The organism is Pedobacter sp. GR22-6 (assembly GCF_037402555.1).
Lineage (GTDB): Bacteria > Bacteroidota > Bacteroidia > Sphingobacteriales > Sphingobacteriaceae > Pedobacter.
The window spans coordinates 641731-658602 of sequence record NZ_JBBEUC010000001.1 but is presented as its reverse complement, the minus strand read 5'-3'; the positions used below and the strand labels follow the sequence as shown (position 1 = coordinate 658602).

The window sequence follows — 16872 nt, the reverse complement described above, 5'->3', positions numbered from 1 at the left end:
GCTCTGAATAGCCATCAACAATTTATAATAGCGATATGACAAATCATTAAAAAGACTATGTACAATTTTACAAAAAGAAATTTAATTAAACGACTATATGTTATGACCAGATTTGCCTTTATGGTAACCACAGTCATCCTCTCCCTGGCGGGAACACTTCAGGCTAAGAAAGCGAATTCGCAGGGCCTGAAAGACTATACCGTTTCCCTCCGGTTCAAAAACGTGAACCTGGAAACCGTATTCAATGCCATTGAAAAACAAACTGATTTTACATTTGCCTACAACAAAGAAGTAGGTACCGGCATTTCGGTGAGCATCTCTGCCAGCAAAATCAGCCTGTACGATGTGCTGAAACAACTGGAAGGCAAGGGCAATATCCATTTTGAGCAGGTCAGCCGCATGATCAAAATCACCCGCTCTGCCAGCCAGCAACCCGGCCGCATCACCGGAAAGGTGCTCGATGAGCGGGGCGATCCCCTTCCAGGCGCTACTTTAAAGGTTTTGGAGAGCGGTGAGAGCTTACAGAGTAATGTAGACGGCAGTTATGTGATCAATATCAAACCAGGCATTTATACTCTGGAAATCAGCTACATTTCTTTCCAAACCCGCCGCATCACCGGAATAACAGTGAGCACAGGAAAAAATACAGCACTGGATGTGGTGATGAAAACAGACTCTAAAGGCCTGAAGGAGATCGTAGTCACTGCCGGATACAAATCGGCCTCAATCGAAGGCTTATATGCCCGACAGAAGAATGAAGCCGGCATTTCGAATGGACTGAGCCGTGAGCAGATCTCCAATCTGCCGGACAAGAATGTTGGGGAAACACTCAAACGCATCTCGGGAGTGAGTACCAATGACAACCGGCGTGTGGTGGTGCGCGGCATTGCCGAGCGCTACAATCTGGCGATGATGGACGGCGCTGTGCTGCCCAGTACTGATGTGCAGGTACGCGATTTTGAATTTGACATTGTACCCAGCAACATGATCGACAATGTGATCGTTTCCAAGACTTCTACCCCCGACATGAGCTTCGGATTTGGTGGCGGCCTTGTGCAGATCAACACGCTGGCCATTCCGGAAAACAACTTCAACACCTTTAGCTTTGGCAGCAAGTATACCAATGGCAGTACCGGTAAGGATTTTCTCGGTTACGGACGGGGTAAAAATGATTATTTGGGTTTCGATGACGGCAGCAGAAGCCATTTTCCCGATGGCCTGATCACCTTAAGTTCACTGAACTACAACCCTGCGAACCCCTATGCCCCTCCATCGCCGAATTTCCCTCATGTGACGCCAGCCATGATCGGTGAACAAAACAGGCGGATCGGCGGCTTTGAGCGGCTGGGCACCAGAGTTTATACCGCCGCACCCGGACAAAACTACCAATTGAGCCTGGGCCGCAGTTATCAGCTGAAAAACAGCCGTCTTGGCTTTGTGAGTTCCTTAAGCTACCGCAATGAGCAGGTGATAGACAACATCTCCGATTTCGAGCGTGGCGACTGGGAAAAAGACGGTGAAGGGACTGCCTATGATGCCATTACCGGCAAGCCCCTTCTGCCGAGTGTATCACAGCAGTATAATTTTAACACCAGTTGGGGAGCACTGCTGAATGCAGGCTGGAACTCCAAGAACCACAGCATCACTTCACGCAACTTCTATTCCCGGATGTTCAGTAACCAGTTTTCGCGGCTCATCGGCTGGGGCAATGATTTTGGCCGTGAGAACAGTCCTGCAATAAGGGAATATGACAGGCCAAAGTTCGTAGACCTGTTACAAAACCGCATCAATGGCGAGCACCGTTTCGGCGCCTTCCGTCTGGACTGGAACGTATCGCGCAATAAGCTGAAAAACCTGGAAAAAGATGCAACAGAAGCCTGGCTGGCACCAGTTCAAACCGTCAATGGCATAGTTTATAACGTGATGGCCAATCCCCTGTCCAATCCGGGTACGGGCACTTTCAACAGAGCCCAATATGACTACCAAGAAAGCAACAGGATTGCTGAGGCTGCACTGAGCTACCAATTTAATCTACTGGGACAAAAACAAAACATCAAATCAGGCTACCAGTATATGAAGCGCAACGGCTTTTATGACTGGTTCGTATTGCCTATCGGGAGCCAGCAGGGTACGATATTTCCCTATGTTCCTGTGCAGGAATGGGGCCAGTTCCTGGACTTTAAAAATCCGCTTACAGACCTCATGTATTATCCCGCCAGCTTTTCCCGGAGCGGCTACGAAGGTCAGAATACCAATCAGGCTTATTATGCCATGTTGGACAACCGGTTCAACAGCTGGTTGCGCCTGGTATGGGGCCTGAGGGGCGAGTATTACAAATATGAAAGGATAAGGAACGGATCTAATGACCTCCTGATCAGTACCCTGATTGAGCAGGGAGCAGCGAACCAGTATGTAGATCCCGAGAGCGGAAAAATTGTACAGCCTTTTGCCGATGCAGAAACCGAAGAAAAAACCTGGCGTTACCTGCCTTCCGCCAGTTTGACAGCCAGCCCTCTTAAAGACCTGAATATCCGCGCTGCCTATGCACAGTCGGTCGTAAGACCGGCATTGATCGAGAATTCAAGAATGCTTCGTTATGATCCGGCAGTAGGCAGTTACCGCCGTAATGAAGGTGTGCTTTCTACCCTGATAGACCACTATGATTTCCGTGTAGAATGGTACCCCAAACCAGGAGAAGTGATTTCTGCCGGCTACTTCTATAAATATTTTGACCAGCCGGTGGAGCTGTACCGCAATATGCCGGATGCTACAGGCCGGGTGTACCTCTACACCCAGAATTCTGATTGGGCCAAGGTGCATGGCTGGGAATTTGACCTGCGCAAGAGCCTGGGCTTTATTTATGGTGGTTGGAAATTCCTGGACAACATTTATGTAAACGCTAACCTGACCTTACAAAACTCGGAAGTGCAGGCCAGCATCTTTGAGGGAAAATCTATAGCCAATGATATAAACAACAACAATTTTTCTTACCGCAGCAAAGTACAGCAAAAACAAAAGCGGGCACTCTATGGTCAGATCCCTGTAGTGTATAACATGGGGATACAATATGACGGCAATCGCCTCGGGGCCAATATTGCCTATAACCATATGGGCTATAAGACATTTACAACAGGTCTGCAACCCGAGATCGTGGAGTATGAACGGCCGCGCAACCAATTGGACGCCCAGTTGAGCTATAAGTTTCTGAGAGAAAGAAAGCTGGGTGTAAGACTAAATATGAGCAACCTGATGAATAATCCGTACCGCTTCTATACGAATAGCACCGCCACCTATAAACTCAGGGACCAGTGGAAAGGAATGTCGCTGAGCCAGATTCCGGCCAGGGAATGGAACGACATCTACGAATGGAAATACGGATTTTCTGACAAATATGAAGAAGGGTATTATGAAACATCCGCTGACGGGAAGACCAAGACGAGGATCGGTGACAAAAATACCTTCAGCCGCAGGGTGGGGAGCTCATTCAGTCTCTCTGTTTCCTATACTTTTTAACACATGATTAGCATTTAAAAAACAAGAAAATGAAAACAAATCAGCTATATCTTTTACTCAGTACTGCCCTGATTATGCTCTGCAATGCCTGCAAAAAAGAAGACAATTTTCTTTACAAGGGCGATATTCTTCCTGTGTCCATTACCGGTTACAATGCCAGCAGTGAATACCTGCTGGTAAAACTGGATACCTTTTCCTTCAAATCAGAACTCAGCCCCAACACGATGATCAACCTGAGCGATGCCTATACATTCTGGGGAGATCAGGAAAAAGTGAACCTGACGATCAGTGAAAAAAGTACCGGAAAAAAAGTATTGGAAAGAGCGCTGAAAAAAGGTGATGGACCGACCACCGTCAACCTTTTCTACATGAACGGAGAGGTGAGCGAACTTCCACAGAAACCCGCAGTAGAGGAAGGTAAAAACTCGGTCATCTACATGTTTAAGCCCACGATCACCAAATATAGCGGAGCCGTAGACATTGCACTGGGGAAATTTTATGTGACGCCGAGGGTATTTGAAGAGCTGGGCAGGATCAAAAATTTGAAAGCCAACGAATTTTCGGCAGCAGTAACTGTACCCAGTTTCTCTACCGCGGCCGGTCAGCTCTACAACGGGCAAGCTACTTCTGTTTCATTCAGGGCGAGGATCTACAAAGCAGGAACCAACGAACTGTATACCGAAGGATCTGCCTATACCTGGAATGTGCTCTCGTCAACGGCACCCCTGCCCCCGGCATCGAGCTCCGCATCCAAACTGTATATCTTTGAAGAAGCCCCTTCCGGCGTCAACATGCTCTTTACGAAAAAACTTGAACTCTAGAAAACAAAGCGATGAACTCGATAAAAAAATACACCACCCTATTGCTGATGCTGTTTGTGACTGCATTGACCGCATGTAATAAAGAAGAACTGAATGAAGGGAAAGTCATGCATGTGATCGTTAATGGCTATAACGGCAGTGACCATGAACTGGAAATCACCCTGGATACAACCGTTTATAAAAAAAGCATACGTAACGGCGATCTGCTGATCAAAGCCCGCACGATATCAACGTTTAACAGGGCCTATGTGTATTACACACCGGAGGCCAAAGGGCAAATGACGGTCAAAGACCTCAGCAGCGGCAAAGTAGTTTTCAGCAGGCCCCTACCGGCTAAGGATAAAGCCGATTTCAACTTTATCTACCTGGATGGTAAGGAACTGGAAATACCAGGCATAGCAGCAAATCCTGGCAGCAATAAGCTGGGGTTCTACCTGCATTACACAGAAAGCAATGACCCTATCGACATCTTTCTTTATAGAAAAGATGCCAGTACCGGTCAGGAATACCGGCATTACCTTGCAAAAAATGCAAGACCAGGAAGCTGGTTGTCCGTTGATTATGTAGCAGCGGCAGATTTCAGTACTGTAAATGCTATGCAAGCCGCAAACCTCTATTTTACCAAGGCAGGAACTACAGATCAATGGGCGTTCCGCGATAATGAAACCCTCAGCATGACCAGTGCAAGAAGCCAGTTTTTTCCGCTTGCGGGAGAAAATGGCCTGGTACAGTCATATTTTATTACGCCCGGTATTAACCAACTCGACTGCGCACGTTTATTTTTCTACCCAGGCCGAATTTAGTGTCGGTCTTGTCTTAGAAAGCAAAAACGCCCGTCATAGGGCGTTTTTGCTTTACCGGATTTTGCCGCTTTCTTTCCTAAAACACCAGGCTGCAGGGTATTCCGGAAATCTGTATTTACATTTGTTTCATCAGCGGTTGAGCTTCTGCTTTAGGTGCTGATCAAGGATAATTTCATCAATAAAAAAATGGCGTTTTTAACTGGAGGTCCCTACTACGATATGATCGGTAGGGCCGGGAACAACGTGGGGCGTAAGGTAAAAGGCAGGAATGTCTTCTCGATGCGCCCATCAAAATCTAACAAGCCGGCAAGCCTGCCGCAACTGAACCAAAGGAACAAATTTGGCCTGCTTACAGGCTGGACGGCCAATCTGAATCTTTTTATAGATGCAGGGTTCAGGCACTATGACGCTAAAATGTCGCCCATGAATGCCTGTATTTCCTACAATTCGAAAAGGAATGTAATCGTAGGCAGTACTGCCCCATTTACGATCGATTATTCGAAAATGGTGCTGAGCCGTGGTAAACTGGCCGGAATCTCGCTACCTACTGTGGCCACAGGAACCGGCATCAGTGTGGTGTTTGACTGGGGAGCAAACCTGGGTGAAAACAATGCTGAACCGGACGACAAATTGTCTTTTGCAGTGTATGATCCGACAACAGATGAATTTGCGATTGCAATGAAGGTCGTGAACAGATCGGCACTGAGCTATGAGCTGCTGCTGCCAGCAGAATTTAGCGGAAATATGGTGCAGGTATGGCTGATGTGTACGAGTAACGAGTTGGTGAGTGACAGTGTGCATTTGGGGCCCGTGCCGGTAGGCTAAGTTCTGAAAAATTGATGGTGATCTCTTCCGGACTGCATAATTTTTCGCCCTGCGGGCTTCAAAATGACGCTGAGGTCCGTCAGAGACACCTCAATTTTTCTCCAGCGAACTAGCCTAGCGGAAAGGCCAAATGACACACTGGTTAGAGGGGAGGTCCGGCCTGGGCGCAGAGGGGATGTTAAGAAAGGGTTTGAGTTTGACTGCAGAATGTTTGATTAAGTGTGGGGGTGTTTGAAGAAACGATTCGAGTTTGATTGCAGAGCGTTTGGGGCAGGTAAGTTGGTTGAGTGTGGGGGGTCGAGTTTGATTGCAGAGCGTTTGGAGCAGGTAAGTTTGGTTGAGTGTGGGGGGTCGAGTTTGATTGCAGAGCGTTTGGAGCAGGTAAGTTTGGTTGAGTGCGGAGAATGTTGTATAGGAATTTAAAAAAAAGAAAAAATGAGAATGATAGGAATGACCGTGAGGTATTGGGGGCTGTATGTATTGGAAGGGCTTAAAAAGGAGCATTTGTTGGTTGGATTACTGATTTTTGGTATGGCTTTTTTGCCCGTTTCCATGGATGATCCAGAACAGACGGTGATGTATATTTTGAGGCAGATGCTGCCATTGGTTTTGGTGGCTTTGATGGCTTATGTATTGTTGCTAGTATTGGTTTACTGGCTGATAAAGCGACTTTTTGAAGCATTGGGATTGGCTGGGCTGAAGGCTCTGGGTTTACAAATTAAAGAATTGCCGGTATGTCAAAGACTGGGTTTTTATTATGCCTGTTTTGCAATCTTGTTGTTTGCAGGACTGGGTTCGCTGGCGGCGGTATTATAGGTGGTGATCAAAATAGAAATGAATATGAAAGAATTATTGAAATCGCCCGAAAAGAAATCGGGGTTCGGGAAAGTGGTGGTCAAAATTGCGGTCCGCGTGTTGAGGCGTATCTTGCTTACGCTGGTGCTCGGAAAGGGTCGCCCTGGTGCGCGGGATTTATAAGCTGGGTATTTGGGCAAGCCGGATATAGGAAGCCACGCACAGCCTGGAGTCCGGCCTTGTTTCCGAAGAACAGGGTTGTGGAGATTGCTTCGTTGCCTCGCAACAACGACCGATTCACACCCTTATTGCGAGGTCTGAACCGAGCCAAAGGCGAGTTCAGCGCAGCTAACCAACCTCAAGTCAAAGGGCTTGTCCTGGGCATCTACTTCCCCTCCCTCAGGCGAATCGCGCACGTTGGCCTGGTAGAGTACCTACGGGGGGACTGGGTAGGCACTATAGAAGGAAACACTTCGGTAGCGGGTGGCCGTGAGGGTATTGGTGTATTCCGCAGGCTGAGACACCGCAGGGCGGTGCACTGCTATAGCGATTGGATTCGATGAAATTCAAAAACATCAAAAAACAGGATAATCCCTAAAAAACTAAAGTATATGGGAATTTTAAGAAACGGACTATTGGGTGGAGTTACCGGAAAAGTGGGCAATCTGGTTGCATACCGGGTATTGGGTAAAGAGGTGGTGCGGCTGAAGGGGCAGATCAAAACCCCGGCTACAGAAAAACAGCTGATGAACCAGCAGGACATGGCTGTGGTGATTACTTTTCTGAAGCCCATTTCCGGCTTTATCAAACTTGGCTTTGCAGCCGCAGCACAACAACAACAGATGTACCCTCATAACAAGGCGCTTTCCTATCACAAGAAATATGCACTGATGGGCGAATACCCAAACCGGAAAATTGATTTCAGCAAGGTACGACTGAGCGAAGGCAATCTGCAAGGAATAGACATTGAGGACATACAGTTGCAGGGGAACGGACTGCAGATCAGTTGGCGGCCTATGGAAAATGTCAACAATGGAAACCGGAACGACCGCGTGATGGTATTGGCTTACTTTCCTGAAACTGAGCCGATGCAAGCGCATTACTGCCTGAATGCTGCAAAGCGCAGTGAAGGGCAATGTTTGCTCCCGCTTCCTTCCGGTCTCTCTGGTTTTCTTATGGAAGTCTATGTGACGGTGATGGCCGAGGATTTAAAAAAGGTATCTGACAGTCAGTATTTAGGCCGATTGAATCCCTGAAATTTCAGATGTTTAAATGGTAGCGAACTGATCTTCCGCCCCCCTCCTGAGTCATCGCAGCAATTTCGTATAACTGTTGTAAATCGCGTGTGGCCGTCGCCTTGGAAATCCGGGTGATGGCCATATATTTTGCTGCGGTCATGCCGCCCTGGAACCCGTCAGAACCTTTTTCCAGCATCTTATTCATCACTTTCAATTGCCGCTCATTGAGTTGATCTTTATATCGATCATAAAAATGCGCTTTTTTCACTGTAAACTGAGCAGTTATCTTAGCCTCGCGCTGCGCTTCCAGAATTACCCCGGCGAAATAGCTTAGCCAGTCTGTAACCACTAAAGTCTGCTGAGCCTTTTTCAACTCCTTGTAATAAGTCTTTTTATCCTTTTCAATCACTTTGGATAAGCTTAGCATAACGGGTCTTTTTAACGAGATAGCTATTGCCTTTTCTGAGATGGCGCGACCAATACGCCCGTTACCATCCTCAAAAGGATGTATGGATTCAAAATAAAGATGGGCGAGTGCAGATTTAAGAATCGCCTCGGCCAGATCACCTTCCAACTCAAATTTGACCGTGTTGAACCAATGGATAAACCGATCCATTTCCTTAGCCATCTGATCTGAGGGCGGTGCTTCATAATGCACGGTTTCCCTGCCATGGGATCCCGAGATGACTTGCATAGGAGCTGCGCTGCTTCGCCAGACCCCGGGTGTGATGCCTCTTGCATGCTCCATAAGCATGAAATGCCATTGTTGTAACATCGAAGCATTTAAGGGGTCCTGATATGTCTTCCTAACTTCTATCATTAAATTGGCGATACCCGATGCACGTCGGTCTTTAACACTGATGGGCTTTTCATTTAGTCCCAGATTATTCCGAATAGATGACGTGACATCCTCCCTGCTGAGGTATTCACCTTCTATTTCAGAGGTTTTTACAGCCTCTGAAATCATCAACTGGATTAAAGCCTCCTCCTGTAAGGATTGTGGCAGGGATTGAAGAATGCCGTTTACTTCGCCAACTTCTTTTGCGAAATCAAGCATAATAGACTGTAGTCCAGCAAAATCATAGCTGAACGCGGGCCAATCAGGAAGCTGCCAATTGTAGGTCATGAGCCGATTAGTAAATTATTCGGCTCAAATATAAGCGAATTTTGAGCCGATTAGTAAATTTATTCGGCTCAAAATGAAAAATCAATTTGGGAAGAACTGGATAAGTGTTATTTTAAAATTAAATGAATGTTACCATTATGTTAACAACTATTTCACAATGTTAGATCCAAGGCTCCTAAAGCGGTTTGTGTTCAAGGAATTATGGGCAAGTAGATTAAGCTTATGTTATGAGATTTGATATGCCATTACAAAACGATAATTTTAAGTAATTATTAGTTCATGTAATTTTGGCCTTATGAATTATCCAGTCTTTATCTTCCACGAACTTACTTACAGACTCTCACAGATCAGTCCGAACATCGGGACTTTCGATACCAGTTTTGTCCGCAATGATTCCTTTGTGATCCATACGACAAAGGGTGAATTGGAGGTTGACAGCGAGACTATTGCAAAACAGTATCAGAACCCGGGATTGCTTACCAGGGAAGATCTGGATCTGCTCTTGCAGAAATTCCATGCTTCGGATAAGCGCGCGTTGGCTTTTCATTAGCGATTAAGCGAACTGAAAAGTCCAAGTCAGGAAGAATCGATTAAGAGGGAAAAGTCCAAGTCAGAAAGACTTGGACTAAGAGCGAAGACTTGGGCTAAGCGCTGTTTTTTATGAATTCGTTACTGGAAGTATTGCGATAAATCCGTAAAAGTTCCTGATAAAGCAGTACCTCGCGGGGTTCCGATCAGAAATCTGGAATCACGGAGTACCAGAAGTTTTGATTTTCCTGCTTCAAACTTAAGTTCGCCAAACCTCCCCAGATTGGGTGTAAATGGAAATCCGTTCGTAAGAATCGGCGGTGCCAGATTGACATATGGTATTTGATCGGTACCTTTTTCCACGATATCGTAGCTGTAAATGTAGTTGGCAGGGATAGGTGGAAGTTCTATAGCATTAAAACTGCCATCTTTAGATAAAGCAAACCTGATCTCAGGACTGGTTTTTACTGCTGCAGCATTGGTTCTGGGATCTTTCGTATACAATACCAATTCCACATCGACCCCTTTGAAATTTGCTGGCCACTGGGTTTCGAATTTAGCCTTAACCATCATATTGGCAGGATCTGCCGGTGGATCAAGCTTGACATTATCCACTATGGCTTTGCCATCAAAAAAGAAATTTACGGACTGTTGTGCAGGAAGAGATTGGATTGTCCTGGTCAGCAAAGCTGTCGCCTCTCCTTTTTTCCTGATCTGGAATTCCCGGATCATTCCTTTATCCATTAAAACTGCAGTTCCATTGCCGGTATTGTTAATGATGCCTGTGCCGGACAAAACCAGATTGCCATCTAATAAAAACTCCAATTCACCGGATAAGACGTAACCTTTGATCAGCAGTGTGACCAAATTGTCATAGATTTTGCTGCCATCATAGTAAACTGTAAAATCCTGATTGTAGCTTGAAGCTGAAATCACATTGCTTTTCAAGATCCCGGCACTTCCTTTTTTCCTGATCTTAATTTCTGCATCCTGTCCATCTACCGACAATAAAGTGTTGAGCTCAAATGCGGGCAGTGTTTTTGTTTCTGCAATTACTTCATCTTTATAAACAAACTCCAGCTGTTCCGTAGAATTCCCCTTAACGGTTAATTTAACTACTTTTCCTTCCTCGGGAAGGGCCAGTTCCTTTTTATTGCAACTTATACACAGCATGAACAACAGCATGCTGGCAAGGCCCGATTTTACTATCATTGATTTCATATTTTTCTTTTAAAAATTATAGGATATGGAGGTACTGTAGCTGCGTCCGAATTTTTGCCTGAACCTGATCTGATCTTCTTTTTCATATTTGTCGGTAAATCCAGGTTTCAAACTCAGCCCATTGTCGCTTTGTCCAACCTTTGGACCACGATCGTAACTACCCGTATTGACATAAAATACGGATGCGCTGTTCAGTAAATTCCCGGCGTTGAGCTTAACTTCAAATCTTTTGCTAAAAAATTTATAGCTGATCTGTGCGTCAACCTGTTCCCTTGGCATTTCGTATTCGATCTGGTCAAAATTGAAACTTACGATGTAGGTTTTGTACCCGGACTTGTTATAGGCTACATTGAAGCCCAGGAGATCACCCGTATACTGAAGCCCTGCATTGATGAGGTAAGGAGACTGTCCATACATGGACCTCTCCTGCTTAACCGGAACCCGTATATATCCACCAACTTCTTTGTCCGGGTTTTCTATCCTATAATTGGACAGTACCCGTGATTTTTGCAAGGTAAGGTTACCATATGCGCTGAGGTTACTCAGCAATGCAGTCTGACTGATGAAGCTAAAATTCTTCCGAAATTCGAACTCGAGTCCATATACTTTTGCGTTTGCAGCATTTTGGATGTAGTAGTTGATGTTGCCTGTAGCGATACTAAATGTAAGTTCTGTGGGTTTATCGAATTTTTTGTAAAAGGCACCTACTGAAATAATTTCGCCTAAGCCAGGAAAGCACTCAGCCTTCAGGTCATAACTATCGACCCGGGTACTGGTGAGCCCCTGGTTGCCAAACTGTGCACCAAGAATGGGACTGTACTTGAAAAACTGGCTGTTGTCCATTAACTCCGGTCTTACGATGCTGCTGGAAACTGCGGCCCTGAGGTTGAGCTGTCCGATGGGGCTATAGGTGAGGTTTGCAGAGGGCAGCCATTGCCAGGCCTTTTCTTCCGGTAATTTGAACTCGCTTCCCCCTCTAAGTACCTGGCCATTTTTGATCTCTGTGTACTTGTAATATTCGGCCCTGATGCCCCATACCAGGCGCAGCTTTTCCAGGGGGCGACTGTCAAACATCAGGTATCCCGCCTGTGTCTGGCTCTTCCCTTTATATTCATCCAAAAAATACTGCGTGATGGCATAATTATAACCATTGGCACCGAAGTTGGCAGGATTCAGCATTTCTTTCAACGGAATAAACCTTAAACTGTCGGCCCTGTTTGGGCTATATACAAAAGAAGCAATCTGCCAATCAAAGCTCGCGCTTTTATGAACGCCAAAGTATCCGGCCTTTACCGTATTGCGAACAGCTCCCAGGTTCAATGGTGCGGTTGCATCCAGGTTCCAGGAGTAATGATTTTCGCGGTTGTGGTAATTGTGGCGGGAAGTTGGGTCGATCCTGGCTTCAATCTGAGTAGATGCCTGATAAAAATAGCGGTATTCCTTTCCAATCAAAAAAGGCATGCTGGCGGCTATAGAAAGGTCTTTCTCTTTGCGATCTATTGCAGTGCTTGCCACATTCCATTCCAGCTTTACCTTGTTCAGCTGATGCTGTCCACCCAACTTGTTCTGCAATAAGCTGGTAAAAGTAGGATCATCTGCTTCCTGTATACGGTTGGGCGGCACACCATTTGCCAGGTCATCCGTGCCACTATCATTGTCGTAGCCAGTGATCCTTACGAGCGCATTGTCATAGAGATGCGTATAGGTATTGCGCAAGCTGAAACGGTTGTTGCCCAATTGAATTCCCACATTCAATATGGCACCCAGGGTGGTGTTGAAACCATAACTCCCTCCGTGATTGTTGAAGTTAAAATTCCAGTCACTTCTGCGCATTTGTTCGATCTCATTGATGGATTGCGTATTGCGATAGCTTATGGCCCCAGTGAAGCCCAGCCTATTTTTGCTATTGGTATCCAGGCTGATTAGCCGGCCAATGGTAAACTGGTAATTTTGTGAAGGCGCAGCCTTATACTTATAGAGTGTAAAATTATCCGTTTTGAATTTTTGGCTCTGCTGATCTACCTTTTGCTGAAATTCAGCAGCAGTTAACGTGATATTTGGTTCGAGTCCCCTAACCGTATGTACGAGGTCTGTAGGAAAAGATCTTCTTCCGTCGTCAAAACCCAGATAATCATATTTGCCACGTTCGTGACTAAATAAATCCTTTCCGGTGGTCTGATCATTGTATGAAGTACCTACGGTGAAGCCCATGAAGTTCTCGTTTGGAATATCCCTGGTATTGATCTGGATCAGTCCGCCACCAAAACTCGCGTTCATGTCGGGAGTAACCGTTTTGCTCACCACCACATTATCTACAAGATTGGCCGGAATGAGATCGAAAGAGAAATTCCTCGTCTGCGCCTCAGTGCTGGGCAGGAGCACGCCATCCAGCATGGCCGAATTGTAACGCTCGCCGATCCCCCGTACCAATACAAATTTATTGTCGAAAGTACTCAGTCCACTGATGCGCTTCAAACTTTCGCCAATGTTCTTATCCGGGGTTCTTGCGATCTGTTCCGCACTGATCCCATTGCTGATCTCCGATGCGTTCTTTTGGCGGGCCAGCAAGCCAGCTGTCGAAGCCTTTTTATAACCCGCGGTAACCACTACTTCCTCTAATCCTCTGGAATCGGTTTTTAGTGACACGTTTAGTGAGGTATTGTTCCCTTCGCTAACAGACACACCAGTAACCCGCTGGGTCTGAAATGAGAGGTAGCTGAATTCCAGGGTGTAGATACCAGGTTGGATGCTAATGCTGTAAGTACCGTCTACGCTGCTCTGCAGGGTTTGTCCGGTTTCAATTAATTTGACTGTGGCACCGGGAAGAGTTTCCCCTTTTTCATCCATGATCTTTCCGGAGATGCGGCCTGGCTTTGCGGGGATGGGCAGTTCGCTGATGGCGATGAGGCTACCCAATTGTGTGAATTTCAATCCTTTGGATCTGCTGAGTTCCCTGAGCAATTCAGCCATTGCTTTTTTATCCGCATCCAATTTATTGATCCGCAATTCCCCCACCTTCCTGGACCAGGAAAAAGTAAAGCCGGATTGTTTCTCCATCGCTTTCAATAAATCAGTTAATGTAGTACCTGTCCTGGAATGAAATGTAATTTTAGCAGATTCCAGGTCCTGCGACCTGACTTCTGCCCCTAATAAAACACCTGTCAGGGTCAGGGAGACTAACGTTACCATAAAGGTAAATCTTGTCATAGCAAATAAGAGTTTTGTTAAATTTCTTTTTGTATAATTGTTCATAGTTTATTTAAAAATGATTTGTTGCCGAAAAATGATGAATCAGAAAGCTATACTGAGCGGAAGTGTACCACCACTTTCGCTCTACTTTATGATCCAGCCAATACTTGTTGTGCTGTTTCTATTTACATAATGTCCCTCCTTTTACTACCATAAGGTTACGGTATCTTTTTCTATTTGATATTTGAATTCACCCGGGATGCTTAAAGCCTTCATGACAACATTTAAGTTTTCATTTTTGATCTTCAGGTTCAGCTCCCTGTCCAGGAGCGCTTTGTTCCTGAAGACAAATTTTACTTTGTAAGCCTTTTTAAGCTGCAGGATAATATTTTCCAGGCGTTGATTGTTAAAAACGAGCAAGCCCTGTTTCCATGCGGCGTTATCCAGAACGTCGACAGGTCCGTGTTTAAACTTTCCCGACAGGTGGTTGAAAGAAAGTCCTTCACCAGGTAACAACATGTAAGTTTTTGCAGTGTGGACCTTTGGCGCCATTACGCCGACTTTTCCTGTAACGACCATCACATCTGAGACCGGGTCTTCCGGGTAGGCTTTTACATCAAATGATGTTCCCAGTACCTGCACATTCAGCAGCGCAGTGTGCACTTTAAAAGGTTTGTTTGCTTTGTGTGCTACCTCAAAAAACGCCTGGCCAACAAGCGTCACTTCCCTTGTTGTTCCTGCGAAGACATTAGGGTATCTCAATTTACTCTCGTGGTTTAAAGTGACCCTGGTTCCATCGGTCAGGACGATGGTCTTGATCTCCCCTGTATTTGCGGTGAGTTCGGTGTAGGTAACAGGGTTGCGTACAGGAGCCTGGTATTGTAGTTTAAAAAGAATGACTCCAAGCCCTGAGATCAACAGTACCGCAGCAGCAGACCGCAGCCAAAACGAAAAGCTGAGCGGCGCAGGTTTAGACTTTGTGCTGGGGAAAAAGTATTGCCTCAGCTGCGCTCTGGAAGATACCTCCCGCTGTTCAAGTTCATGTTGAGGCAATAAGTCTTTTTTTAAGTCCAGCTGGATGAGCCATTGGGCGATCAGCTCCTTCTCTTCTTCTGTAACCTGGCCTTCCTGATAATTTTTGAAAAGTGCTTCTAAATGTTTCTGTTCTTTCTGCATTCTATATATAATAAGCAGCAGGAAGCAAAAAGGCCCAGATGTTTTAAGTTAAGCTTATGTTACTAATGTGTTAACCAAACTAAGATCAGTAACTGAAGTGCAGAAAGCGATTCATCGCTGGTAGCCTGACGAATTCTATTCATAGCGATATTAACTTGATTTTTAACCGTTTTGGGAGAAATATTGAGCAATTGGGCAATTTCCGGGATGGAATACTGATTGCTGCGGCTCATTAAAAATACCTCCCGCATTTTATCGGGCATTTCCTCAATTGTCCGGTTGATGACCGACATGACCAATTCATATTGCTGGTCCATTTCACGGATTTCGAGCGTATCCAGATAGGGGCTATTGCCCTCTTCGGCCTGCAGGAAAGCAGCAAAATTCCGGAAGTGTTTCTCTTTAAAACCTTTTGTACGGAAATAGCCGGAAAGTTTGAACCAAAGTCTGTTTTTCAGGTAATTGGCTAAAGGATTTTGAATGTTGAAATTTTCCCGTTTGTCCCAAAGCTCTATGAACATGTCCTGAAGGAGGTCATAGGCTTCATCTTCATCGCCAATCTTCCTGATGGCCAGGTTTAGCAAGGACTGGTAATGACGGCGGTGAAGTTCTTCAAAAGCCGCATAATCTGAACCCCTGATTAAAGACAATAATTCCTGTTCGCCTAAATGTTCCATTGTTGTTGGTATCCCGAAGCTAAATTGCTCCGAAGATACCAATACAATGTTAGCTAAATGTTAGTATTTGACTCAATAGTCTATTCAGTTAGAAGGGACTATGAGGGGTTCCTTTTGTGCGGTATTAGCGTGGGAACAGCTGAATAAGTTCATATTGCTCCAGAAAATCAGTGGCTGGGGCGACTGCCTTTTTTGCAAGAAATATGCTTTGAACTTTACCTGGAGAAACTCCATCGTAGGGTAGCTCCACAGTTATTGTACTCTGGTCTCTGTTCTTATTGATGTAATATTCTTTGGTCTTCGCATTTCTTACTACCGCAATCGGATATAATTCAGTGCCGGATTGCGTTGGTGTGACCGTAGGTACTGGGATCTTAGCATAGGACGTCCATGTACCAGGCTGCACATTTTGAGCAATAGGAAAGCTTGTGGTATTAACTACGACAATGGGATCTGGCTTAGTATCATCATAATAATACTCCAGCACATCGACCATTATATCTACCGGATCTTTGCCTGAAGAAGGATCCAGATAAAAATTAACGGTATAATCATTTCCCTGCGGACTGGGATATGAATACTGATTACTGAGTTTCGATCCATCAAAATAGATTTTAATGGCTTTACTTTCCTGATCATTGATGTTGAATTTTTGCTGATAAACGATCTGTCCGGTGCTTTTCCTTTTCAGTTCCATATTGATTTCATCCTTCTCAAAAGCGAGTTGGTTGATGGCTCCGGTAGTCCTCACCCGTCCATAATATTCGCGCATTTTTTTCCCGTCAAAGTATTGTTCTATTGTATCTCCCAATACAAATCCAGAAATGTCGAATGTGTTATTTATTGACTTTATAGTTGGCATCACATAAGTTCCGTCCTTTTCGCAGGCACTCAACAGGAATACAGGCAGGATCGCAACCAGATAGATGAATTTAAGTTTATTGTTCATGATGTGCTTAG

14 protein-coding genes are annotated in these 16872 nt (G+C 45.3%); 8 read left to right on the top strand and 6 right to left on the bottom strand.

All coding sequences use genetic code 11. The features are described 5' to 3' along the window. Positions 1-102: 102 nt before the first annotated feature. The 7 genes from WAE59_RS02920 to WAE59_RS02890 all read left to right on the top strand — a co-directional run bounded on the left by WAE59_RS02920 (position 103) and on the right by WAE59_RS02890 (position 8013). Positions 103-3513, top strand: coding sequence for a carboxypeptidase regulatory-like domain-containing protein (locus WAE59_RS02920; RefSeq protein WP_337854432.1), 3411 nt, complete (start codon positions 103-105; stop codon positions 3511-3513). A gap of 29 nt (positions 3514-3542) precedes the next feature. Continuing rightward, entirely contained in the window at positions 3543-4334 is a 792-nt protein-coding gene (locus WAE59_RS02915) for a hypothetical protein (protein WP_337854431.1), read from the top strand. An 11-nt stretch (positions 4335-4345) separates the two neighbouring features. Beyond that, positions 4346-5137: a hypothetical protein gene (locus WAE59_RS02910; protein ID WP_337854430.1), complete on the top strand. Its 792-nt coding sequence runs from the start codon at positions 4346-4348 to the stop codon at positions 5135-5137. Between the two features lie 186 nt (positions 5138-5323). Continuing rightward, the gene (locus WAE59_RS02905; protein WP_337854429.1) at positions 5324-5962 is read left to right on the top strand and encodes a DUF6266 family protein; all 639 of its coding nucleotides are present in this window, start codon (positions 5324-5326) and stop codon (positions 5960-5962) included. A 435-nt stretch (positions 5963-6397) separates the two neighbouring features. After that, positions 6398-6778 carry a hypothetical protein gene (locus WAE59_RS02900; protein ID WP_337854428.1) on the top strand — a complete coding sequence of 127 codons (381 nt, stop codon included), beginning with the start codon at positions 6398-6400 and terminating at the stop codon, positions 6776-6778. Continuing rightward, complete coding sequence (locus WAE59_RS02895; RefSeq protein WP_337854427.1) at positions 6697-7320, top strand: peptidoglycan-binding protein; 624 nt, start codon at positions 6697-6699, stop codon at positions 7318-7320. Before WAE59_RS02900 ends, WAE59_RS02895 begins: the two co-directional genes overlap by 82 nt. Positions 7321-7368: 48 nt before the next feature. Further along, positions 7369-8013, top strand: coding sequence for a DUF6266 family protein (locus WAE59_RS02890; protein WP_337854426.1), 645 nt, complete (start codon positions 7369-7371; stop codon positions 8011-8013). Between the two features lie 4 nt (positions 8014-8017). Here WAE59_RS02890 and WAE59_RS02885 read toward each other — a convergent pair whose 3' ends face one another. Further along, on the bottom strand, positions 8018-9121 hold the full coding sequence (locus tag WAE59_RS02885) for a Fic family protein (protein WP_337854425.1): 1104 nt from the start codon (positions 9119-9121) through the stop codon (positions 8018-8020). Between the two features lie 295 nt (positions 9122-9416). On the opposite strand from WAE59_RS02885, the gene WAE59_RS02880 reads away from it, so the two are divergent. Continuing rightward, a complete protein-coding gene (locus WAE59_RS02880) occupies positions 9417-9671 on the top strand; it encodes a hypothetical protein (protein WP_337854424.1) in 255 nt (84 codons plus the stop codon). Positions 9672-9790: 119 nt separating this feature from the next. Here the strand turns inward: WAE59_RS02880 and WAE59_RS02875 are convergent, their stop codons facing one another. From WAE59_RS02875 to WAE59_RS02855, 5 genes are all read right to left on the bottom strand, one after another. Then, a complete protein-coding gene (locus WAE59_RS02875) occupies positions 9791-10870 on the bottom strand; it encodes a hypothetical protein (RefSeq protein WP_337854423.1) in 1080 nt (359 codons plus the stop codon). Between the two features lie 9 nt (positions 10871-10879). After that, entirely contained in the window at positions 10880-14077 is a 3198-nt protein-coding gene (locus tag WAE59_RS02870) for a TonB-dependent receptor (protein WP_337854422.1), read from the bottom strand. Positions 14078-14266: 189 nt separating this feature from the next. Continuing rightward, a complete protein-coding gene (locus WAE59_RS02865; protein ID WP_337854421.1) occupies positions 14267-15235 on the bottom strand; it encodes a FecR family protein in 969 nt (322 codons plus the stop codon). 62 nt (positions 15236-15297) lie between these two features. Beyond that, positions 15298-15912, bottom strand: coding sequence for a sigma-70 family RNA polymerase sigma factor (locus tag WAE59_RS02860; RefSeq protein WP_337854420.1), 615 nt, complete (start codon positions 15910-15912; stop codon positions 15298-15300). Between the two features lie 124 nt (positions 15913-16036). Continuing rightward, complete coding sequence (locus WAE59_RS02855) at positions 16037-16861, bottom strand: hypothetical protein (protein WP_337854419.1); 825 nt, start codon at positions 16859-16861, stop codon at positions 16037-16039. Between the last annotated feature and the right edge of the window lie 11 nt (positions 16862-16872).